At 56.8% G+C, this 22,633-nt stretch carries 18 protein-coding genes; 16 read left to right on the top strand and 2 right to left on the bottom strand.

The window, feature by feature from the left end; translation table 11 throughout:
- Positions 1-11 precede the first annotated feature (11 nt).
- The 4 genes from ACZF99_RS18600 to ACZF99_RS18585 all read left to right on the top strand — a co-directional run bounded on the left by ACZF99_RS18600 (position 12) and on the right by ACZF99_RS18585 (position 3,951).
- Positions 12-758 carry an NAD-dependent protein deacylase gene (locus ACZF99_RS18600; RefSeq protein WP_483606558.1) on the top strand — a complete coding sequence of 249 codons (747 nt, stop codon included), beginning with the start codon at positions 12-14 and terminating at the stop codon, positions 756-758.
- Between the two features lie 503 nt (positions 759-1,261).
- Positions 1,262-2,065, top strand: coding sequence for an ABC transporter permease (locus ACZF99_RS18595; protein WP_483606557.1), 804 nt, complete (start codon positions 1,262-1,264; stop codon positions 2,063-2,065).
- Positions 2,066-2,071: 6 nt separating this feature from the next.
- Positions 2,072-2,875: an ABC transporter permease gene (locus ACZF99_RS18590; RefSeq protein ID WP_483606556.1), complete on the top strand. Its 804-nt coding sequence runs from the start codon at positions 2,072-2,074 to the stop codon at positions 2,873-2,875.
- Between the two features lie 56 nt (positions 2,876-2,931).
- Positions 2,932-3,951 carry an ABC transporter ATP-binding protein gene (locus ACZF99_RS18585; RefSeq protein ID WP_483606555.1) on the top strand — a complete coding sequence of 340 codons (1,020 nt, stop codon included), beginning with the start codon at positions 2,932-2,934 and terminating at the stop codon, positions 3,949-3,951.
- Here ACZF99_RS18585 and ACZF99_RS18580 read toward each other — a convergent pair.
- Complete coding sequence (locus ACZF99_RS18580; RefSeq protein ID WP_483606553.1) at positions 3,948-4,820, bottom strand: AraC family ligand binding domain-containing protein; 873 nt, start codon at positions 4,818-4,820, stop codon at positions 3,948-3,950. The genes ACZF99_RS18585 and ACZF99_RS18580 overlap by 4 nt on opposite strands.
- A 177-nt stretch (positions 4,821-4,997) precedes the next feature.
- Between ACZF99_RS18580 and ACZF99_RS18575 the strand changes: the two genes are divergently transcribed.
- The 11 genes from ACZF99_RS18575 (at position 4,998) to ACZF99_RS18525 (ending at position 19,548) form a co-directional block, all read left to right on the top strand.
- Complete coding sequence (locus tag ACZF99_RS18575) at positions 4,998-6,176, top strand: galactokinase (RefSeq protein WP_483606552.1); 1,179 nt, start codon at positions 4,998-5,000, stop codon at positions 6,174-6,176.
- Between the two features lie 2 nt (positions 6,177-6,178).
- Complete coding sequence (gene galE / locus ACZF99_RS18570; RefSeq protein ID WP_483606551.1) at positions 6,179-7,165, top strand: UDP-glucose 4-epimerase GalE; 987 nt, start codon at positions 6,179-6,181, stop codon at positions 7,163-7,165.
- Between the two features lie 14 nt (positions 7,166-7,179).
- A complete protein-coding gene (locus ACZF99_RS18565) occupies positions 7,180-8,757 on the top strand; it encodes a UDP-glucose--hexose-1-phosphate uridylyltransferase (protein ID WP_483606550.1) in 1,578 nt (525 codons plus the stop codon).
- A gap of 172 nt (positions 8,758-8,929) precedes the next feature.
- Positions 8,930-10,093, top strand: coding sequence for an iron-containing alcohol dehydrogenase (locus tag ACZF99_RS18560; RefSeq protein ID WP_483606549.1), 1,164 nt, complete (start codon positions 8,930-8,932; stop codon positions 10,091-10,093).
- A 143-nt stretch (positions 10,094-10,236) separates the two neighbouring features.
- Entirely contained in the window at positions 10,237-10,767 is a 531-nt protein-coding gene (locus tag ACZF99_RS18555; protein ID WP_483606547.1) for an NfeD family membrane protein, read from the top strand.
- Between the two features lie 24 nt (positions 10,768-10,791).
- A complete protein-coding gene (locus ACZF99_RS18550) occupies positions 10,792-12,378 on the top strand; it encodes a flotillin family protein (RefSeq protein WP_483606545.1) in 1,587 nt (528 codons plus the stop codon).
- A gap of 192 nt (positions 12,379-12,570) precedes the next feature.
- Positions 12,571-13,416 (top strand): glucose PTS transporter transcription antiterminator GlcT, encoded by an 846-nt coding sequence (glcT, locus tag ACZF99_RS18545; protein ID WP_483606544.1) that lies wholly within the window; start codon positions 12,571-12,573, stop codon positions 13,414-13,416.
- Positions 13,417-13,661: 245 nt separating this feature from the next.
- Positions 13,662-15,725, top strand: coding sequence for a glucose-specific PTS transporter subunit IIBC (ptsG, locus tag ACZF99_RS18540; RefSeq protein WP_483606543.1), 2,064 nt, complete (start codon positions 13,662-13,664; stop codon positions 15,723-15,725).
- Positions 15,726-15,858: 133 nt separating this feature from the next.
- A complete protein-coding gene (locus ACZF99_RS18535; protein WP_068784674.1) occupies positions 15,859-16,134 on the top strand; it encodes an HPr family phosphocarrier protein in 276 nt (91 codons plus the stop codon).
- A complete protein-coding gene (gene ptsP / locus ACZF99_RS18530) occupies positions 16,127-17,842 on the top strand; it encodes a phosphoenolpyruvate--protein phosphotransferase (protein WP_483606542.1) in 1,716 nt (571 codons plus the stop codon). The genes ACZF99_RS18535 and ptsP overlap by 8 nt, the downstream gene beginning before the upstream one ends.
- Positions 17,843-18,009: 167 nt before the next feature.
- Positions 18,010-19,548 carry a Ppx/GppA phosphatase family protein gene (locus ACZF99_RS18525; protein WP_483606541.1) on the top strand — a complete coding sequence of 513 codons (1,539 nt, stop codon included), beginning with the start codon at positions 18,010-18,012 and terminating at the stop codon, positions 19,546-19,548.
- On the opposite strand, the gene ppk1 is transcribed toward ACZF99_RS18525, so the two are convergent.
- Positions 19,508-21,619 carry a polyphosphate kinase 1 gene (gene ppk1 / locus ACZF99_RS18520; protein WP_483606540.1) on the bottom strand — a complete coding sequence of 704 codons (2,112 nt, stop codon included), beginning with the start codon at positions 21,617-21,619 and terminating at the stop codon, positions 19,508-19,510. The two genes, ACZF99_RS18525 and ppk1, sit on opposite strands and share 41 nt — an antisense overlap.
- 233 nt (positions 21,620-21,852) lie before the next feature.
- On the opposite strand from ppk1, the gene ACZF99_RS18515 reads away from it, so the two are divergent.
- Positions 21,853-22,494, top strand: a complete 642-nt coding sequence (locus ACZF99_RS18515) for a 50S ribosomal protein L25 (protein ID WP_483606538.1) — start codon at positions 21,853-21,855, stop codon at positions 22,492-22,494.
- Positions 22,495-22,633 lie beyond the last annotated feature (139 nt).

The raw sequence follows: 22,633 nt of genomic DNA, 5'->3' as shown, positions 1-22,633 counted from the left end.
GTTGGATTCGGATGACCAAGGAGATCGACATTTTGACGGCGTGGGTCGAGGAGAGCCATAATATCGTATTTTTCGGCGGGGCCGGGGTATCGACGGAAAGCGGGATCCCCGATTTCCGCTCGGCGGCGGGCATTTATCAGCTGGAGCAGGATTCGCCTTACGCTCCGGAGGAAATATTAAGCCGGCGGTTTTTTGACCGCCATCCCGAGGTGTTTTTCGATTTCTACAAAACGAAAATGATCCATGAGGCAGCGCAGCCGAACGCCGCGCACCAATTCCTCGCCGAACTGGAGCGAGTCGGAAAGCTCAGTGCCGTGATCACGCAAAACATCGACGGGCTCCATCAGCAGGCGGGAAGCCGCCGCGTACTGGAGCTGCACGGATCGGTGCATCGCAACACCTGCATGGATTGCGGCCGCGCCTATCCGCTGGAAGCGGTGATGCGCAGCCAAGACGTCGTGCCGCGCTGCGCCTGCGGCGGAATCATCAAGCCGGACGTGGTGCTGTACGGGGAGAGCCTGGATGACCAAGTCATTCAGGACACGGTCGCCGCGATTGCCGGCGCCGACCTGCTGCTGATCGGCGGCACTTCGCTGACGGTGCAGCCGGCAGCGCATCTGGTCACCTATTTCCGTGGCGAACGGACGGTGCTGATCAATGCTTCGTCCACCGCATACGATCACCGGGCCGACCTGTTGATCACCAAGCCGATCGGAACGGTGCTCGGCGCCGTCGGCGAGCGGCTTTTAAAGAGGTAGTTCAAAAAGTCATCTTTGGATCACGAAGCTCATGCACAGAAGCGGATTCGGCATCGAATCTTGAATTCAGCCGGTCCAAGCGGATGCTTGCGGAGCATGTTTCTGCGGAAACATTTTCGTTGCTCATGTAGCTTCCAGCAAGCTAACGGACACCAGAAACGCTATTGGCCTGCTTTGGGGCAGTTCCCGACTCTAACGGACCGAGAAGACCTTATTTCAGTAAAAAACGGCTAAGTGGCCGTATGAGTGACCAATAAGACCTCTGGAGTCCGTTACGGTGGGAAATAGCCGGGAAATGGACAAATAAGGTCATTACGGTCCGTTACGCAGCCGTGCTCCCAACCTTCTCGGTCCTCCCAACCTGACTTTTTGAACATGAACTTAAAGGGTTTCACTAATTTACCCGGTAAAAAAGATGGAATTATTTAGGTTCTGTCCCCTAATCATTGCTGCTATCCTTGGTTTGAGAGCGCTTTCGGAACCGCAAATGGCAAGGAGGCAGCATGGGACTGTTTATCCAGTTTTTCAAATTGGCATTTAAAGAAAGATACGCCTACAAGTTCGATTTCTTTGTTTCCATCCTGGCGAGCGTTATGGTCTTGTTTGTGCAGATCAGCGTGTGGCGGGCGCTGTACGGGTACGGCGCGGCGGGAGGAAGCGGAGGACAAGCCGCCGATCTGTCGTCGATGATTACCTATGTACTCGTATCGACCCTCCTGTACAGTTTGACCCAATCGGAAGCGGCGGAGAAAATCGGCAGAAAAATCGAAAACGGCACGATCGTCTCCGACTTTTGCAAGCCGCTCAACTTCAAAAACTATATTTTCGCCGAGGATTTGGGGAGCAACCTGTTCCGGACCTTGTATATCGCGCTGCCCTCCGTGGCGCTTGGAGCCATCGTCTACGGCTTCCGTCCCGGCTTGCGGCCGGAGGAGGCGCTATGGTTTGCCCTAAGCGTCATCCTGGGCATGCTGATTTCCCTTTATTTGAAATACATGATCGGTTTGCTTGCTTTCTGGCTGGAAACCTCCTGGTATATCCCGTTTTTTATCAAAGCTTTGTTCGAATTGTTCTCCGGTTCGACGATCCCGCTGTGGTTCTATCCGGACTGGCTTCAAACCGTTAGCCGCCTGCTGCCGTTCCGCTTCGCCTTCTTTGAGCCGATCTCCATTTTCCTCGGAAAATACGATGCGTCGGGCGCCGCCGGGATCGTCTGTATGCAGATTTTATGGCTTGCGGCATTATACGGTCTGGAAAGATTCGTCTGGTCGAGGGCGCAAAAAAAGGTCATCGTAAACGGAGGGTGACAAATCGTGCATTATGTGATGCTGTACCTGGAGTTTATCAAGCTGCGCCTGCAAGCGATCGCCGAGTTTCGCAAGGCGTTTGTCATTGGGGCGATCGCCCAGATCGCCGCTTACGGAGCGGAATTTATGCTCATCTGGATCATCGTGGGCCAGTTTCGGACAATCAACGGCTGGACTTCGCCGGAAGTGCTGCTTCTTTACGGCCTGAATCTCGGTTCCTATGCCCTGGCGGGCTTCGTCTTTTTTAATCCCGCTACCGGACTCGCGGAGATGATTAAGAACGGCACGTTTGACGAGGTGCTGACGAAACCGCTCAGCAGCTTGCCATACCTGGTCTGCCGGGAGTTTAACACGGGGTATTTCAGCCATTTGCTGCTGTCGCTCGCCGTAATCGGAATCTCTTTTCGGCAACTGGATTATCGACTTTCGGCGGGAAGCCTGTTCTTTCTCATCCTGGTTTTGCTGGGAGGCGCCCTCATTCAAGGGGCCGGCCTGCTGCTGACGTCGGTGCCCGCTTTTTGGATCGTGGAGAACCGGGGGCTGCGGGATATATTGTTTTTTCAGGTCAAAAATTTCATCCGCTATCCGATATCGATTTACAGCGGCTTTATTCAAATTGTGCTGACGCTGATTCTGCCGTATGCGTTTTTGAACTTTTACCCGGCGCAATATTTTCTGGACAAGCGGGATTTTCTGATGTTTCATCCCCTGTTTCAGTACGCGACGCCGCTGGTCGGACTGCTCTTGTTTCTGGTTGCCTGCCTGTTCTGGCAAATCGGCGTCAACAACTATAAAAGCACGGGCTCTTAACCGCTTAGGGGCATATCCCGGCGGGCCGGCTCGTTGGATAGGAGCGTAAACGCGCAATGTCTCTGATCGAATTGGAGCACGTAAGCAAGGAGTTCAAAATTTTCAAGCGGGAAAAAGGCGTCAAAGCCGCGCTCGGATCGCTGCTGCACCGCAAATACGAGATCAAGCGGGCGGTCAACGACGTATCTTTTTCGATCGCCAAAGGGGAGCTGGTCGGATACATCGGCTCCAATGGAGCGGGAAAATCGACGACGATCAAGATGCTGTCCGGGATTCTGGTGCCGACGGAAGGAACGGTGCTGATCGACGGCCGGGCGCCCTATCGCAACCGGAAGGAAAACGCCCGCAAGATCGGCGTGGTGTTTGGGCAAAGGTCGCAGCTTTATTGGAACTTGCCGGTCGAAGAAACGTTCGAGCTGTACCGGAAAATGTACAAAGTGGATCGCGCCCGCTTTATGCGGAACCTGGATTTCTACGTGGAGCTGCTGGATCTGTCGAACATGCTTCGCTCGCCGGTAAGGCAGCTCAGTTTGGGGCAGCGGATGCGCGCCGAGCTGGTGATCGCCCTGCTCCACGATCCGGAAATCCTGTATCTGGACGAACCGACGATCGGGCTGGATCTGCTCGTCAAGCAGAAGATCCGGGAATTCATCCGTCAAGTGAACCGCGAAAAAAACACGACCGTGATCTTAACGACTCACGACATGGACGATATCGAGCAAATCTGCGACCGCATTATTACGATCGACCGCGGCGAAATCGTTTATGACGGATCGCGGGAGCAGTTCAAAAAACGGTTTTCGGCCGGGCATGTCCTGACGGTCGATTTCAAGCGCGAGCCTTTGCCGTTTGACGACCCGCGCCTGGAAATCGTGAAAAGCGAAGGGCAACGCCAAGTCCTCCGCTTCGATAAAGAACGGATCGGAATGGACGAAGTTTTGGCGATTTTGAGCCGGTGCGGAGACCTCGTCGATCTGCAGATCAAGGAGCCGGAAATCGAGGAAGCCGTTGGCAATTTGTACCGGGAGGCGAACCGCCAAACCGGACACGGTCGGACTCCGGCTTCGCCCGCCTAGCGTTGCCGCGGCTTCTTGTCCGCTCCCGTTACCGCTCTGCGGTATTCGCTCGGCGATTCGTGATGAAAGCGGCGGAATTGCCGCGAGAAATAAAGCGGATCGGTAAGCCCGACGGAAGCGGCGATCTGCTCGATCGACAGCTCCGGACGTTCGCGCAGCAGCTGGCGGGATTTATCGATGCGCAGCTTCAGCAGGTAGGTGACGGGGGGGAAGCCGGTTTCTTTTTTGAAAATTCGCGAGAGATAAGCCCGGTTATACCCCAGGGAAGCGCACATCTGCTCGATCGAGACCGGATGCGCGTATTGGCTGGCCATGTAATGGATCATTTGTTTCACGATCCGCTGCACGCCGGATTCGCCCGACGGCAGCGCGGATGCCATGCCCAGCGTCTCCTGGGCTTCGGCCATGATTTGATGCAGCAGCCCTAGCGAAAGCAAATGGGAGCTGTTTTTTTTGGCTTGAAAGGCCTGCAGCACGCCGCTCAGCATGGCCGGGATCGGGCTGTTCCCGCCGTGCCGGAACACGGGCTGCTTCGGGGTGAAGCCGGCCCGCTCGACGAGTTCCGCCGCTTGGGTCCCGGTGAAGGCGATCCAGCGGTACCGCCAAGGTTCGGCCACATCGGAAGCGTAGGTGACGAGCTGATCGGGGAGAATCAGGAAGCCGTCCCCGCAGCTGAGCTCATAGGAGGCCGATTCCGTGCGAAAATAACCTTTGCCCTGCTCCACGAAGTGCAGGAGAAAATAATCGTACACTTTCGGGCCCAGCCGGTGATCGGGAAGGGTCTGGCTTTCGCCGGCGAACAGGACATGCAGATCCTCCGCCTCGAACAAATCCGGGTTGGCCGCCGCACTGTAGGTCTCTTGTTTCATGGATCTTGTCTCCTTTTGGCTGGGACGAAAGGCGCCCCGAAGGATATCTGTTCACATTTTACTCCGAAAAGTCACATTTATCTATATTGTTCACGCAAAGTTGCATTATCAAAGCGAGGCGTTTTCTTTATACTGGGTACAAGAATCAAAGATTCCATGACGATGGGGTGGACGTTAATGAAAAAGCAGGAAATGGAACAATTGTTTATATCGAAGTATGGAGAAAGCTCGGAGCCGCTGCGCGTCTTTAACGCGCCGGGCCGGGTCAATTTAATCGGCGAGCATATCGATTATAATGGGGGGTATGTGTTCCCGGCCGCGCTGGAATTCGGGACCACGCTGGCGATCCGCAAAAGAGCCGACCGCAAAGTCGCCTTCGCCTCCAGCAACCTGCCGTATACGGCGGTATTGGCCCTGGAGGAGCTCGGCACCGGCAAAACGGACGAATGGATCGATTACCCGATCGGCGTCTGCGTCGAGCTGAAGAAGCTCGGAATCGAGCTGACGAGCGGATACGATCTCCTGTTCCACGGCGAAATTCCGAACGGATCGGGGTTGTCCTCCTCGGCGTCGATCGAAGTGGTGACGGCCTACGCCCTCCTGAGCATGGAAGGGAAAGAGACCGACAAGGTGGAGATCGCCCGGTTGTCCCAGCGGGCCGAGAATCAATACGTCGGCGTGAACAGCGGCATCATGGACCAGTTTGCCGTTGCGAACGGGGCGAAGGACCAGGCGATCCTGCTGATGTGCGACACCTTGGAATACAAGCTGGTGCCGTTCCGGACGGGCGCGTATAAGCTGGTGATCGGCAATACGAAGAAACGCAGAGGGCTGGTTGACTCCAAATACAATGAGCGCCGTTCCGAATGTGATGAAGCGTTGGCCATTTTGCAAAAACGCGTACCGGGGCTGGAGTTTTTGGCCCATCTGAAACCGGAGCAGTTGGAGCAGTGGCAAGGGGATTTTACGGACGAAGTCTTGTTGAAAAGGGCTAAGCATGTAGTGGAAGAGAACGCACGCGTGCTCCGATCGGTCGAGGCGCTGAGCGCAAACGACTTGAAGGCTTTTGGCGAGCTGATGAACGCTTCGCATGATTCGCTGCGCGATTTGTACGAGGTGAGCTGCCTGGAGCTGGACGTGATGGTCGAGGAGGCGCGGAAGATCGAGGGCACCTTGGGCGCCCGGATGACCGGAGCCGGGTTTGGCGGCTGTACGGTATCGCTGGTGCACGAGGACTCCGTGGAACGCTTCGTGGCCGAGGTAGGCCGGGCTTACCAAGAACGGACGGGGCTGGAAGGCGAATTCTACGTATGCGGCGTGGGCGAAGGTGTGCATGAGATGAAAGGAGACAAATAATCATGGCGATATTGGTAACGGGGGGAGCGGGCTATATCGGCTCGCATACGGTAGCTGCGTTGTTGGAGCAAGGAAGAGAGGTTGTCGTCGTCGACAACCTGCAGACCGGACATCGCGGGGCGCTGCTCGGCGGCAAGCTGTATGAAGGGGATCTGCGCGATAAGGCGCTGCTGGCCAAGCTGTTCGCCGAGAACGAGATCGAAGCGGTGATTCATTTTGCCGCGAACTCTCTGGTCGGGGAAAGCATGAAGGACCCGGTGAAGTATTTCGACAATAACGTGTACGGGACGCTTTGCCTGCTCGACGCGATGGATCAGGCGAACGTGCGCAAAATCGTGTTTTCCTCCACGGCGGCAACTTACGGTGAACCGGAAAAGGTGCCGATTGAGGAAACCGATCCGACCCGACCTACGAATGTGTATGGAGAAACCAAGCTGACGATGGAACGGATGATGGCCTGGTTCGATCAGGTGCTGGGGATCAAATACGTGTCGCTGCGCTATTTCAACGCGGCCGGGGCCCATGAGAGCGGCAAAATCGGCGAGGACCATCGCCCGGAAAGCCATCTGATCCCGTTGATCCTTCAGGCGGCATTGGGGCAGCGCCCGTCCATCCAGGTCTTCGGCGATGATTACAACACGGCCGACGGGACTTGCGTTCGCGACTATATTCACGTAAGCGATTTGGCCGACGCTCATCTGCGCGCGGTCGACCATCTGCTCGGCGGCGGGGAGAGCGACGTGTTCAACTTGGGCAACGGGCAAGGCTTTTCGGTCAAGGAGGTCATCGAAACGGTTAAGGATGTCACCGGCCGCGACTTCCCGGTCGTCATCAGCCCGCGCCGGGCCGGCGATCCGGCGGTGCTCATCGCTTCCTCGGACAAAGCCCGCCGCGTGCTGGGCTGGAATCCGACCCGCAATAAGCTGGCGAACATCATTGAAAGCGCGTGGCAGTGGCATAACAGCCATCCGAACGGCTATAACGACTAAGGGAGTGTTATGCGATGGGAGCAGATGAGAGAAATCGCCAGGAGGCGCTTCATGCCATCGAACGGCTGGTGAATTACGCTCTGGAGCAAGGGATGATTGATTGGTGGGACGCGGATTACTCGCGCAACCGCCTGCTGGAGCTGTTCTCGTTCGATGAGCCCTTCGCCGGTACGGTGGGGGAGGAGGCGCTGTCCGGACCGCAGGAGCCGCTTGAGATCCTGATCGATTACGGGCTTGCAATCGGCTTGATTCCGGAAGACACCGCCACGTACCGCGATCTGCTGGACGCCAAAATCATGGGTCTGCTGATGCCGCGCCCGTCGGAAACGATCGCCGCCTTCCGCAAAACGGAAAGCGAGCGGGGAATCCGCGCCGCGACAGACGCCTTCTATAAGCTGTCGGTGAACAGCAATTATATCCGAATGGACCGGGTCCGCCAGAACATCTATTGGGAGCAGCCCACCTCGTTCGGGGACATGGAAATCACGATCAATCTGTCCAAACCGGAGAAAAATCCGAAGGAAATCGCCATGGCCAAGCTGCTGCCGCCGCCGGTGTATCCCAAATGCCAGCTGTGCCGCGAGAACGTCGGTTATGCCGGGCGACTCAATCATCCGGCCCGCCAGAACCTGCGCGTCATTCCGCTGACGCTGAACGGAGAACCTTGGTTTTTCCAGTACTCGCCTTATGTGTATTACAACGAGCATTGTATCGTATTCCACCACGATCACGTGCCGATGAAGCTGACGCGCGACACGTTCAAGCGGCTGCTTGATTTCACGGCGTTGTTCCCGCATTATTTCATCGGATCGAACGCGGATCTGCCGATTGTCGGCGGCTCGATCCTGACGCACGACCATTTTCAAGGGGGGCGTCATACGTTTCCCTTGGAGAAAGCCCCGGTGGAAGCTGTTTTCACGCACCCGGACTTGAACGGCGTGACCGTCGGCATGGTAAAATGGCCGATGTCCGTGCTGCGGGTGAACGGCCGGGACCGCGAGGCCGTGCTCGAAGCGGCGAACGATCTGTACGAGAAATGGAAGCGGTACAGTGATCCGTCCGCCGGCGTCCTTGCCTTCTCCGAGGAGAACGGCGAATCCGTGCCGCACAACACGGTTACGCCGATCGTGCGGCGCAGCGCGGATGGCGGTTACGAAGCCGACATCGTGCTGCGCAACAACCGGACGGATGAACGGCATCCGGAGGGGATCTTTCATCCGCACCGGGAGATGCATCATATCAAGAAGGAGAACATCGGCCTGATTGAGGTCATGGGCGTGGCGATCCTGCCGGGCCGGCTGAAGGAAGAGCTGGCGGGGGTTGCCGACATTCTTAGCGGGAACAAGGTTCTCTACGAGCAGACCTTATCCGAGCCGGAGGCCCGTCTCGCCGTGCACGCGGATTGGGTGAAGGAACTGGTCGCCCGCTTAGGCATGTCGCTGGCTCGCGAGGAGGCCGAAGCGTTGCTTCGCGACGAGGTGGGCAGCAAGTTCGCGGAGATCCTTGGGCATGCCGGCGTCTTCAAAGCGTCGACGGAAGGCCGCGAAGCTTTCGAGCGCTTCGTCGTTTCAATAGGTTATCGCCGACAGTAAATTCATTACAGCGGATCGCGATGGATCGGGTCGCTTCAAGCCCAAACGGGCTGAGGCGGCCCTTGTTTCTGTTTGTTTTTCCGTTACAGTTGGAAGTATAATAGTTTTGAAGTACGAAGAGGCTATAGGCAGCATAACCCCTTTTACATATATTCACTTAGGAGGAATTGGCATGGATAATTTCGTATTTCATAACCCGACGAAGCTGATCTTCGGCAAGGGCCAGCTCGAATCGCTGCGGACCGAGGTACCGGTTTACGGCAAAAAAGTGCTGCTCGTCTATGGCGGCGGCAGCATCAAACGCAGCGGGCTATACGATCAAGTGACCGCAATCCTGCGGGAAATCGGAGCCGAAGTGACGGAGCTTGCGGGCGTCGAGCCGAACCCGCGCCTGTCGACGGTGCACCGCGGAGTCGAGCTGTGCAAGTCGAACGGTATCGAGCTGGTGCTTGCAGTCGGCGGCGGCAGCGTGCTGGACTGCTCGAAGGCGATTGCCGTCGGCGCCAAATACGACGGCGATATGTGGGATTTTGCGGAGCGGAAGGCCGTTCCGAAGGCGGCTCTGCCGCTGGGCACGGTACTGACGATGGCCGCGACCGGCTCGGAAATGAACGGCAACTCGGTCATCTCCAACGAAGCGACGAAGGAGAAGCTCGGTTGGGGCAGCAAGCTGGCGTATCCGGCGTTTTCCGTCCTCGATCCGCAGTTCACTGCTTCGCTGCCGAAGGAACAAACGGTGTACGGCATGGTCGACATCATGTCCCATGTGTTCGAGCATTATTTCCATAAGACGCCAAACACTCCGCTGCAGGACGAATTTTGCGAAGCGCTGCTGCGGACCGTGATCGAAACCGCGCCGAAGCTGGTGCAAGACTTGGAGAATTACGACCTTCGGGAAACGATTTTGCTGTGCGGTACAATGGCGCTGAATGGCGTTCTGAACATGGGCATGTCCGGGGACTGGGCGACCCACAACATCGAGCATGCCGTGTCGGCGGTTTACGATATCCCGCATGGCGGCGGCCTGGCCATCCTGTTCCCGAACTGGATGAAATATAACTTGAAGCAGGACGTCGCCCGCTTCAAGCGTCTGGCGGTGAACGTCTTCCGCGTCGATCCCGCCGGCAAGAGCGACGAAGCGGTGGCTCTCGAGGGCATCGACGCACTGCGGTCGTTCTGGAACTCGATCGGCGCTCCGAGCCGCTTGGCCGACTACGGTATCGACGTCAGCCAGTTGGAGGTCATGGCCGATAAGGCGGTGCGCTTCGGTCCGTTCGGCAATTTTGCCGTGCTGGACAAAGCGGACGTGCTCGAAATTTATCGGATGTCCCTGTAGTCACGCATCTGCCTGATTTCATTTCCCAACCGGTTTCGCGGCACAATGCCGCGGGCCGGTTTTTCGTTTTTCGAAACAAATTTCTCCAATTTACGTATGTAATTGTAGAGTTCATTAATATTTTGGGTAGAGGGAGGATCAGGATGGAAGCGCTGTTTTGGGGCTGTTTCGTCGGCGGCGCCTTGTTTGCCGTCATTAGCGCATTGCTTGGCGACTTGGTCGGAAGCTGGCTGGACGGCGTGTTCGATTTCCTGTCCGCGGATTTTCTCAAGCCGATCATCACGGCATCGGCGATTACGTCCTTCGGCGGGGCGGGCATTTTGTTGGACCGATATACCGGGCTCGGAGCGGTCTTCGTCGTTATTCTGGCGATAGGGGTCGCCGTTGTATTGTCGGTCGTCGTGTACTTCACATATGTCAAACCGATGGAGAATAGTGAAAATTCCACGGGATTTTCCGAAGCGGAGCTGCCCGGCAAAATCGGCGAAGTGACCGTGCCCATTCCGGCGCAAGGCTACGGCGAAGTCATGGTGAAGCTGGTTGGGGGCAATACGCTCCATATCGCCTCAAGCTGGGACCGGAAGGAGATCCCCTCCGGAACGGCCGTGGTCGTTATCGAGACGGCGAAGGACGGGACCGTCCAGGTTTCCGAGCTATATCCCCACCCGATGTAGAACCCAAATAAGAAGAGGGAGCTGATGTTATTGTTCGAAAGTATTCCGGATTTCCTGATGATTCCATTGATCGTGATCGCCGTCATTATCGTGCTCGGCCTGGCGTTTTGGGCCAGATACAAAACGGTGAGTCCCGACGAAGCGATGATCGTCACGGGTTCTTTTCTGGGGGGGAAGAACATTTCCGACGACCAATCCGGCCGTAAAATCAAAATCGTGCGGGGCGGCGGGGCGTTTATTTGGCCGATTTTCCAAAAAGCCGAGTTCATGTCGCTGCTCTCCCACAAGCTGGACGTCATGACGCCGGAAGTCTACACCGAGCAAGGGGTTCCGGTATCCGCCGACGGGGTGGCCATCATCAAGGTGGGCAGCTCGATTGAGGATGTCGCAACGGCCGCCGAGCAATTCATGGGCAAGCCAATCGAATCGCTGAAGGGCGAAGCGCAGGAAGTGTTGGAAGGGCATCTCCGTTCGATCTTGGGTTCGATGACGGTCGAGGAAGTGTACCGCAATCGCGATAAATTCGCCCAGGAAGTGCAAGGCGTGGCAGCCCGGGATCTGAAGAAAATGGGACTGCAGATCGTTTCGTTCACGATTAAGGATGTCAGGGATAAACACGGTTATCTGGAGGCGCTCGGCAAGCCGCGGATTGCGGCGGTTAAGCGGGACGCCGACATCGCCGAGGCGGAAGCCCAGCGGGATGCGCGGATCCAGAAGGCCTTGGCCGAGGAAGCCGGTCAGAAGGCGGAGCTGGTGCGCGATACGAATATCGCGGAGGCGGAGAAGGACAAAGAGCTGAAGGTCGCCTCCTTTAAGAAGGAGCAGGACACCGCGAAGGCCGAAGCGGACCAGGCTTACCACATTCAGGAAGCGCGGGCGAAGCAGACGATGGTCGAGGAGCAGATGAAGGTCGAGCTGGTGCGCAAGGAGCGCGAAATCGACCTGCAGGACAAGGAAATCACCGTCCGCCAGAAGCAATATGACGCCGAAGTGAAGAAGAAAGCCGATGCGGACCGTTATGCGGTCGAGCAGGCGGCCGAAGCCGAAAAGGCGCGGAAAATGCGGGAGGCCGACGCGCTGCAGTATTCGATCGAGACGCAAGCTAAGGCATCCGCTGAACAGAAGCGCCTGGAGGGTCTGGCGATCGCGGAGGCCGAACGGGCCAAAGGGACGGCGGATGCCGAAATCATCCGCCTTCGCGGCTTGGCCGAAGCCGAAGCCAAGGAGAAGCTGGCCGAAGCGTTCCAGAAATTCGGCGAGGCCGCAATCCTCGATATCGTGACGAAGATGCTGCCGGAGCTGGCCGGCAAAATCGCGGCGCCGTTGTCCACGATCGACAAGCTGACCGTCGTCGATACCGGCAAAGGCGAGGGAGCCGCCCGCGTCAGCAATTACGTCACCGAGCTGATGGCCACAGCGCCCGACATGCTGAAGAGCGTCTCGGGGATTGAATTGGATCGATTAATCCAAGGCTTGACCAAAGGCAAAGTTGCCGCCGCGCCGCCGGCTGTCGAGGTGGCATCGGCGAAGCCGGCGCCTGTCGCGAAGGCGCAGGAGCCCGTCGTTCTGGAAACCGCCGCTTCGCAGGAAACGGAGCAAGACCCGGAGTAGGCCTTCCGGACGGCTTGACAATCGTCTTCAATCCGTGTACTTTGTCATAGGACTAAAGGAAAATCGGCGTCCCGCCCGGTCTTTGGGCGAGGACGCCTTTGAAATGCCCGGGAAGCGGCTGACTTGAACCGGAAAATCAATTATAATGGGCTTAACCGTTTTCGGAGAATAGGAAGAAGAGGTGCTTATGTTGTGAACAGCCTTCGCGTGGCCAAAGTGTTGAATAACAATGTCATTATCGCGAATCACCCGGAGCGAGGCGAGGTCGTCGTGATCGGCAAAGGCATCGGATTTAACCGTAAAACGGGGGAGTCCATTCCGCTTGAAGCGGTCGAGAAAATGTTCATTCTCACGAACCAGCAGGAGCAGGAGCAATACAAACAGCTCGTACCGCAGGTGGATGAACAGTTGATCGAGATTATCGGCGAAATTATCATGTACATTTCCGGGAAGACGCAGACCGAGTTGAACGAGCATATCCACATCGCCCTGACCGACCACTTGGCGTTTGCGATTAAGCGGGCGGAACAGGATATCGCTTTTCATAACCCTTTTTTGTTCGAGACGAAAGAAATCTACCCGATGGAATTCGAACTGGCGGAATACGCCATCCGTTTGATCAAGGAGCGGCTTGGCGTCGATCTCGGCGAGGATGAAATCGGCTTCGTTGCGCTCCACATTAACAGCGCCATGACCAACCGTCATATCAGCGAGGTCCGCGGACACGCTCAATTAATCGCTGACCTGGTCGGCATCATCGAGTCGGAGCTTGATTTTTCCATCCTCCGCAACTCCTTGGATTATTCGCGTCTGCTGACCCATTTACGGTTTGCGATTGAACGGATTCGGCGGGGCGAGCAGGTCGGCGAAGTCGACAAGCTGGAAATGCTGCTGAAGCAGGAATACCCGGTTTTGTATTCGCTTGCTTACAAATTGACCAAAGTGATGGAGCAGCGGCTCAAGATGCCGGTCTATCAGGCGGAGGTCAGCTATTTGACGATGCATTTGCACCGGGTAGCCCCGGCGAATGTTCAGTAGTTTTGCAGCCGTTTGCTTGCGCGAAAAAAAAAGCTCTGCTATAATGCCTAAGTGCATAGGCAACAACTTCATAAATCACAATGTGTGACTGATTCGATCAGGCATGAGTTGATAAAGGTTATTTTGGATTGTATTAGGCGGTTACGGGGTATTATATCCGTAAGCGACAACGGTCCAAATCCAATAACCGATATTAGCTCATGCTTTTTTTAGTTCGTTGCACTATCTCATACAGGAGGGTGTTTATGTTCAAGCGTTTGTTTGGTGTTTTACAACGGGTAGGCAAAGCGTTGATGCTGCCGGTAGCGCTTCTGCCTGCGGCAGGGCTGCTGCTCGGGATCGGAAATATGCTGGTCAGCCCGGAATTCCTGGAGCTGGTGCCTGCCCTGGATAACCATGGCGTACATGCCGTAGCCACGGTCATGATGAACGCCGGCCAAATCGTCTTTACAAACTTGGCCTTGCTGTTTGCGGTCGGCGTTGCCGTCGGCCTGGCCGGCGGCGAAGGCGTTGCCGGTCTGGCCGCGATCATCGGTTACCTTGTCATGAACGTGACGATGGGGACGGTGATCGGGGTGACGCCGGCAATGATCGGGACCGATCCGGCTTACGCCAATGTGCTGGGAATCCCGACGCTGGCCACCGGGGTGTTCGGCGGGATCATCGTAGGGATCTTGGCCGCCGCCATGTATAACCGTTTCTTCCGGATCGAGCTTCCGTCTTACCTCGGTTTCTTCGCCGGGAAGCGCTTCGTCCCGATTATGACGGCGGCCACCTCGGTTCTTCTCGGGCTGCTGATGGTGCTCATCTGGCCGCCGATCCAGGGCGGACTTAACTCCGCGTCCCACTTCATGCTGGAGCAGAACCGGACGTTGTCCGCGCTTATCTTCGGGGTGGTGGAGCGGGCGCTCATTCCGTTCGGCTTGCACCATATCTTCTATTCGCCGTTCTGGTTCGAATTTGGCGAATACGTCAACCATGCCGGTCAGCTCGTGCGCGGCGACCAGTCGATCTTTATGGCGCAACTGCGGGACGGCGTGCCGTTTACGGCCGGTACGTTCATGACCGGTAAATTCCCGTTCATGATGTTCGGGCTTCCGGCGGCAGCGCTGGCGATTTACCACGAAGCCAGACCGGAGCATAAGAAATACGTGGCCGGGATTATGGGTTCGGCCGCTTTGACGACCTTCCTGACGGGGATTACGGAACCGCTGGAGTTCTCGTTCCTGTTCGTCGCGCCGCTGCTGTTTGCGGTTCATACGGTTTTTGCGGGATTGTCGTTTATGACCATGCATCTGCTGGGGACGAAGATCGGGATGACCTTCTCCGGCGGTTTGATCGATTTCCTGATTTTCGGGGTCATCCCCAACCGCACGCCTTGGTGGAACGTCATCATTGTCGGCTTGATTCTGGCGGTGATCTACTACTTCGGTTTCCGTTTCGTGATCCGCAAGTTCAACCTGAAGACCCCGGGACGCGAAGATCCGGAGAACGGGGCGGAAGAAGGCGCGGAAGCGGGCGGCGCGCCTAGCCAGGACGATCTGCCGCACAATATTTTGTCGGCGCTCGGCGGGCAGGAGAACATCGCTCATCTGGATGCTTGCATCACCCGTTTGCGGGTTGAAGTCAAGGACAAAGGCAACGTCAGCAAGGACACGCTCAAGAAGTTGGGCGCCTCCGGCGTGCTGGAGGTCGGCAACAATATTCAGGCGATCTTCGGAACGCGTTCCGATACGATCAAGTCGCAAATCGCCGACATTATGAACGGCAAAGCTCCACGGCCCGCTGCAAAGACGGAGACGGCGAAACCGGCCGAAGTCGAACAGCAAGCCGCCCAAGATGGCGATGCGATCATCAAGGAAGATATCGTAATGCCGGTGAACGGGGAACTGATGGACATCTCCAAGGTTCCGGACCCGGTGTTCTCCGAAAGAATGACCGGCGACGGGTTCGCGGTCCTGCCGCACGACGGCGTGATCGGCTCCCCGGTTTACGGAAAAGTCTTTAACGTCTTCCCGAGCAAACATGCCATCGGCATTATGTCGGACGGCGGCAAGGAAGTCCTCGTGCATATCGGCGTCAATACCGTGAAGCTGAAAGGCCAAGGCTTCAATGTGCTGGTCAAGGAAGGCGATCTGGTCGCCGCCGGACAGCCGATCCTGGAAGTGGACCTGGATTATGTGAGGGAGCATGCGCCTTCGATCATTTCGCCGATCGTCTTCTCAAACCTGCCGGAAGGCGCGTCCGTGACGCTGCACAAGACCGGCAAGCTGCCAAAAGGCGAGGCCGATATCGTCACGATTAAGTAGGTTCCGGCGCGCCGCCGTTGACACGGCGGCGGCGCATTTGGATTTGGTAATCGCGATCCCTTACAATAGGATAGGGAGCGTATTTTATATAGATATTTCAAAATCATCAATTCAGAAAGCGAGAGGATCAATCATGGAAAGAATGTTCAAAATTACGGATGAAGACGGAATTCATGCACGTCCGGCAACAGCCCTGGTCAATACGGCCAATAAATTCAAAGGAGCCGAATCCTTCGCGGAAGCGGGCGGCAAAAAAGTAACGCTCAAATCGATTCTCGGCGTATTGTCGCTCGGTCTGGAGCAAGGCGATTCGCTGAAGCTGATCGTTGAAGGAGAAGAGGCCGCAGAAGCACTTCAAGCGCTCACCGAAGTGATGGTTAACGAAGGGCTGGGGGAAGTGAATGCTTAAGATCGGCGGCATTGCCGCTTCGGCCGGCGTAGCCATCGCCAAAGCCTTCAAGCTGGAGCATCCCGACTATACGATCCATCGCCGGGATGCTTCCGATTCGGCAGCGGAACTGGCACGCCTGGACGAGGCTTTGGCGAAATCCCAGCAGGAGCTTGAGGCGATCAAAGAGCGCACGCTTCAAGAGCTTGGCGAGAAGAAGGCGGAGATTTTCGAATCCCATCTGTTGATTCTGAACGATCCCGAGCTGCTGACGCCGGTCCGCGACAAAATCGCCGCAGACCAAGTCAGTGCGGAATATGCTTTGAACGAAACGGCCAACGAATTTATCGCGATGTTTGAAAATATGAAAAGCGCCTACCTCAAGGAACGCGCGGCGGATATGCGGGACGTGACCAAGCGCGTGCTCACGCATTTGCTCGGACTCAGCTACGTCAATCCGGCGGACATCAGCGAGGAAGTCATCGTGATCGCGGAAGATTTGACGCCGTCGGATACGGCGCAGTTGAACCGCAATTACGTCAAGGGCTTTACGACAAATATCGGCGGCCGTACGTCGCACTCGGCGATCATGGCCCGCTCGCTGGAAATCCCCGCGGTTGTCGGTACCAAAGAGGTGCTGGACAAGGTGAACGGCGGCGATCTCGTGATCGTGGACGGGCTGGACGGCAGCGTCATCATTAATCCGACCGAGGACGTCCTGAACGAATACAAAGCGAAACGCGATACGCATCTGAAGCAGATCGAAGAGTGGAAGAAACTGCGCGAAGTGCAAACGACGTCGAAGGACGGCGTCCATGTGGAGCTGGCGGCCAACATCGGAACGCCAAACGACGTAGCCGGCGTATTGGAGAACGGCGGAGAAGGCGTAGGCCTGTATCGGACGGAGTTCCTGTACATGGGCCGAACCGAGCTGCCTTCCGAGGAGGTCCAATTTACCGCCTACAAGACCGTGCTTGAGAAAATGGAAGGCAAGCCGGTCGTCGTCCGGACGCTGGATATCGGCGGTGACAAGGAGCTGCCGTATCTGAATCTGCCGAAGGAAATGAACCCGTTCCTGGGCTTCCGCGCCATCCGTTTGTGTCTGGAGCAGAAGGATCTGTTCCGCACACAGCTGCGCGCCCTGCTGCGGGCTAGCGTCTACGGCTCGCTGCGCATCATGTTCCCGATGATCGCGACGCTGGATGAATTCCGCGCGGCCAAAGCGCTGCTCCTGGAGGAGAAGGAGAAGCTGAAAGCCGAAGGCGTTCAGGTCTCCGACGAGATCCAACTCGGGATCATGGTGGAGATTCCATCAACTGCCGTCCTGGCCGATCAGTTCGCCAAAGAAGTGGACTTTTTCAGTATTGGAACCAATGACCTTATTCAATATACGATGGCAGCCGATCGCATGAACGAACGCGTATCTTATTTGTACCAACCTTATAACCCGGCGATTTTGCGGCTGGTGAAAATGGTCATCGACGCCGCCCACAAGGAAGGCAAATGGGCCGGCATGTGCGGCGAGATGGCCGGTGATGCCACGGCGATTCCGCTGTTGCTGGGACTGGGGCTGGACGAGTTCAGCATGAGTGCGACTTCGATTCTGCCGGCTCGTTCGCAGATTTCCAAATTGTCCAAAGCGGAAATGGAGGGGTTGGCGGCCAAGGCGCTGCAAATGCAGACCGCCCAGCAGGTCGTCGAACTGGTTCGCGCCATCGAAGCGGAGTAATACAAGATCTTTTCCAACCGAATTTGCGGGTTTCTTCTTAGACCGGTGCCGTTAGGCGCCGGTTTTTTTCGCGAGTAAGGTTTATTTTTGCCCGATTTTGGGATAAAGTGAGGTAAACTGCAAGGCCTGTTGGACAACTTCTATACACTACGGGAGCTAGAGTTCGTATGCAAAATAACCATGAATCCATCGGAATCATCGACATCGGGTCAAACTCCATCCGTTTGGCCATTTATGAAACGACCCCGCAAGGGCACTATCGACTGATTAACGAACTGAAGGAATCGGCGCGCCTAAGCGAAAAAATGAATGCCGAAGGGGCGATGGAAGCGAAGGAAGTCCGTTCGATCGTTCCGATTCTGCGCCAATTCCGCGAGGTGTGCGAAGCGTACGGCTGCCGGACCGTCCGGGTGGCGGCGACGGCGGCTATCCGGAACGCGGCGAATGCGCGGGAAATCGCCGGACTGTTGGAGGAAGAGACCGGACTGCCGATCGAAATCCTGTCCGGCGAACGGGAAGCCTATTTCGGATTTATCGCCGTCGCCGGAGGTATGGCGACCGAGGACGGCTTTATTATCGATATCGGGGGAGGCAGCACGGAAATTACCTTGTTCCGCAATCGACAGTTGATGGAGAGCGTCTCTCTGCCGATCGGTGCGGTCAACGCCCAGGTGAAATTCGGGCTGCCGGAGGAGCCTTGGCCGTCGGAACGGATCGCACGGCTTCAGGCGGAAGTCGCGCGCATGCTGGATGCCCTGCCCTGGATCGGAGCCCACCCGGGATTGCCGCTCATCGGGCTGGGGGGAACGATACGTACGCTGGGCAAGCTGGATCAGCGGCGGCGTAAATATCCGCTCCGCTTGGCTCATCATTACCGGCTGGAGCCGGACAGTCTCCGGCATTACGCCGAAACGCTGCCGCAAATGCCGCTGGAGAAACGCAAGCGGATCGACGGTTTGTCCAAAGCCCGGGCGGACATTATTGTGCCGGGTACGCTCATCCTGAAGGCGGTCTTCGACCGTATTGGGGCATCGGGCTGTCTGGTCAGCGGCTCGGGCTTGCGCGAAGGGCTGCTGCAGGATACGTTGGGCCTCGGCGTGCCGGCTGCCGATGAGGTGCTGGATCGCCAAGCCGGCACGCTGCTGGCATTCCATGCGCTGGCTCCGGCTGCGCATCACCGCCAGGTAAGCCGATATGCGAAGCAGTTATATCGATTGCTGGCGAATGAGTTTGGAGGCAAGGAGCAAACCCAACTGATTCATACGGCGGCGATGTTGTACAAAATCGGCGGCACGATCCGTTACCACCAACACGACAAGCACACGTTGTATTGGCTGACGCAAGCTCCGCTTGGCGCATTGACCCACAGGGAAGCCGTACTTTGCAGCCTCATTGCCGATTATCCGGCCAATCACGGCAAAAAATCAGGCTTGGGGGAGTACGGCGATCTGCTGCAAGAAAAGGATGACGAGTTGGTTCAAAGACTCGGAGCCTTGCTCGAAGTGGCGGTTGCCCTTGATGCCAGTGAAACGCAGACGGTTGAAGCGGCGGAGATGGTTCGGGAAGGGGAAGCCCTGCTGCTGAAGCTGAAATGCCGCAGCCAAGCTTACCTGGAAACCAGGCAACTCGAGGCTGCGGCCAAGAGCTTCAAGAAAGCGTGGGACCTTAGATTGGAGTGGGAGATTCGTCCATCTTCCATGCGCTGATCTCCCGGGCGGCGAATTGGCTCCGGCAAGGAGCCGCTTGTGGGCCGCTGTGGATCGGCTCGTACTTGCCGCTGGGAATCAGACGTTTCGCTTTCACGTTATCGGCAAGCGACAACATCAGGATCCGTACCAGCGTCTCCCGGGTTTGCGGTTTGGTGACGGGACACATCAGCTCCAGGCGGCGCGTCAGGTTGCGCGTCATCCAATCGGCGCTGGACAACCAAACCTCGGGGGTTCCGCCGTTCTCAAAATAATAGATGCGGGAATGCTCCAGAAATCGGTCGACGATGCTGCGCACCGTGATCCGTTCGCTCAATCCCTCGACGCCGGGACGCAGACAGCATACGCCGCGCACGATCAGGTCGATGCGGACGCCGGCGGCGGAGGCGTCGTATAATTCGTCGATCATCTCCTGATTGGATAAGGAGTTCATCTTGGCGATAATCCGCGCCGGGCGTCCGGCGGCGGCATGTTCGGCTTCCCGCCGGATCAGCTCGAACAGCTTGTCCTTCATGATCGTCGGCGCGACGGTCAACGCCTGCCACTGCTCGGCTTCCGAATAACCCGTAATGAGATTAAACAGCTGGGAGGCGTCCTCGCCGATCGCGGTATCGGTCGTAAACAACCCGATATCGGTGTAGAGCCGGGCGGTGATATCGTTGTAGTTGCCGGTCCCGACATGGACGTATCGCTTCAGGTCGCGTCCTTCCTGGCGCACGACCAGCAGGATTTTGGCATGGGTTTTCAGCCCGATCAGGCCGTAGACCACGTGGCAGCCGGCTTTTTCCAGCGTCCGCGCCCACGCGATGTTCCGCTCTTCGTCGAACCGGGCCTTCAGCTCGACGACGACGGTGACCTGCTTGCCGGATTCCGCGGCCCGCGCCAGCGCTTGAATCAGCGGCGAGTTGCCGCTGACGCGGTACAGCGTCATCTTGATCGCCATGACCGCCGGATCTTCCGCGGCCTGATCGATGAAATCGGTCACGGCGTCGAAGCTCTCGTACGGATGGTACACCAGCACATCCTTCTGCTTCAATACCTCGAAAAAGTCATCATTCTCGTCGAATTCCCGGGGATACACCGGATCGACTTGCGGGTAACGCAGCCGGGGATAACCCTTGACCGCACCCGGGAGCCGACCGAGAAAGCCCAGATCGAGCGGACCGTCGATTTCGAAGACGGCGTCGGTAATCTCAAATTCTTCCTTCAGCACCTCGAGCGCGTAAGGGTGGATGCCCCTCTGGATTTCCAGGCGGACCGGCGCACCCCAGCGCCGCTTGCGCAGCTCTTTCTCGATCTCCTCCAGCAAATCCTCGGCCCCTTCTTCGTCAAACGCCAGATCGGCGTTTCGCGTCAGCCGGAATTCGTCGACGGCAAGCGGCGTATACCCGCTGAACAGCGTTTGAATATGATGGCGGATCAGTTCCTCGATCAGGATGAAAGACTGCTTCTTGCTGTTGGAATGATGCGGCAGCGGGATAATCCGGGACAGGTTCGAAGGAATCTGCACGATGGCGAAGTAAGGCTCCTTCTCCTCTTCCTCCGTCAGCGCGGCCCCGTTCCGTGTCAGCACGACGGCCAAATAGACGAATCCCGTGTGCACGAGCGGAAACGGGCGGCTCTGGTCCACCGCCATCGGCGTCAGCACCGGATAGACGATATCGTGATAATACGTCTCCATCGATTTCCTCTGCGCTCCGTTCAGTTCGTCATACTTGAGAAACTGAATGCCCTCTTTGGCGAGCTGCCTCGATAGCTCCCGGTAGGTGCGGTATTGCTCGGCGACCATGGACGAAATCCGGAGGATCAGCCGCCGATATAAGCCGGCCGGAGTGTAGCCGGTAAAATCCTTTTTGGTATAGCCGGCGCGGATTTGATCCTGAATGCCGGCGACGCGTACGCTCATGAACTCGTCCAAATTGCTGGAGACGATGGACAGGAATTTGGCTCGCTCCAGCAAAGGCGTACCGGAGTCCTTGGCTTCCTGCAGCACGCGGCGGTTAAATTCCACCCAGCTGAGGTCGCGGTTCAAATATCGCGGTCCTTGTTTTTTCATCATCATATCCGCCATGTACGTATGACCTCCGCCTAATTTTGTATCTATTATGCTATCTATTTTACTATGCCGCGAGGCGTTGAAATGCTTGGTTTTGTAAATTCTATGTAAAAATTATAACTCTATGTAAAGTCGTTTGATGAAATTGGGTTCTTCTGGTTAGATTGGCGGAAAAAATGGGTAATATACGTTTATGGCGTCTATCGCCAATCGCCAAACAGGCATAATTTCAAGGAGGTTGTTGCAAGATGAGTACGAACCATCACACGTTTCAACTGAACGCCACGCCAAGAACGGAATTCAGCCGTTCGTCGCTGCGCCAGCTGAGACAACATGGACGCGTTCCGGCGGTCGTATATGGAGCGGAGTCCGGGAACCTCGCGGTTCATGTGGATGTGAAGGAGCTTGTGAAGGTCGTGCGTACGGGAAGATCGGAATTTTTTGACCTGACGGTGGAAGGGGGCGAAACGATTCCGGCATTGATTAAGGAAGTCCAGCAGCAGCAAGGGAAGATTCTGCACGTCGATTTTCAGCAGGTATCCCAAAATAAGCCGATTCGCGTGAAAATCCCGCTGCATTATACCGGTACGGCGGCAGGAACGAAGGTTGGCGGCGTTCTGCAGATTCAGGAAACGGAGCTGGAAGTGGAGGGTTTGCCGGATATTTTGCCGGCATCCTTGGATATAGACATCACCTCGCTGGATGCGGGAGACAAGCTGCTGGCCGGAGACGTGAAGCTGCCGGCAGGGGTTACGATGCATTCCCAGCCGGAGGAACTGCTGGCGTCGATCGTGTTGCCGCGGGTGGCGGATGCGGATCTGGCCCGGGATGCCGCGGCTGACGGGGAACCGGCCGGCACGGTTGGCACGGGCGGCGAAACCGCGGAATAATTCGCGGGGGTCCGCCAGTTGGGATCTTTGAAGAAGGGCTATTTCCGGCGCCTTGGGCGTTCGGGGTAGCCCTTTTCTCTTTTGATGTTGCCGGGGGAAGTCTTAAAGGGGGAGTTGCGGATGGAGCCGGCCTTGACGA

The sequence above is a fragment of the Paenibacillus sp. JL3B1040 genome, assembly GCF_057063165.1.
This window is presented reverse-complemented; position numbering and strand designations above follow the sequence as displayed.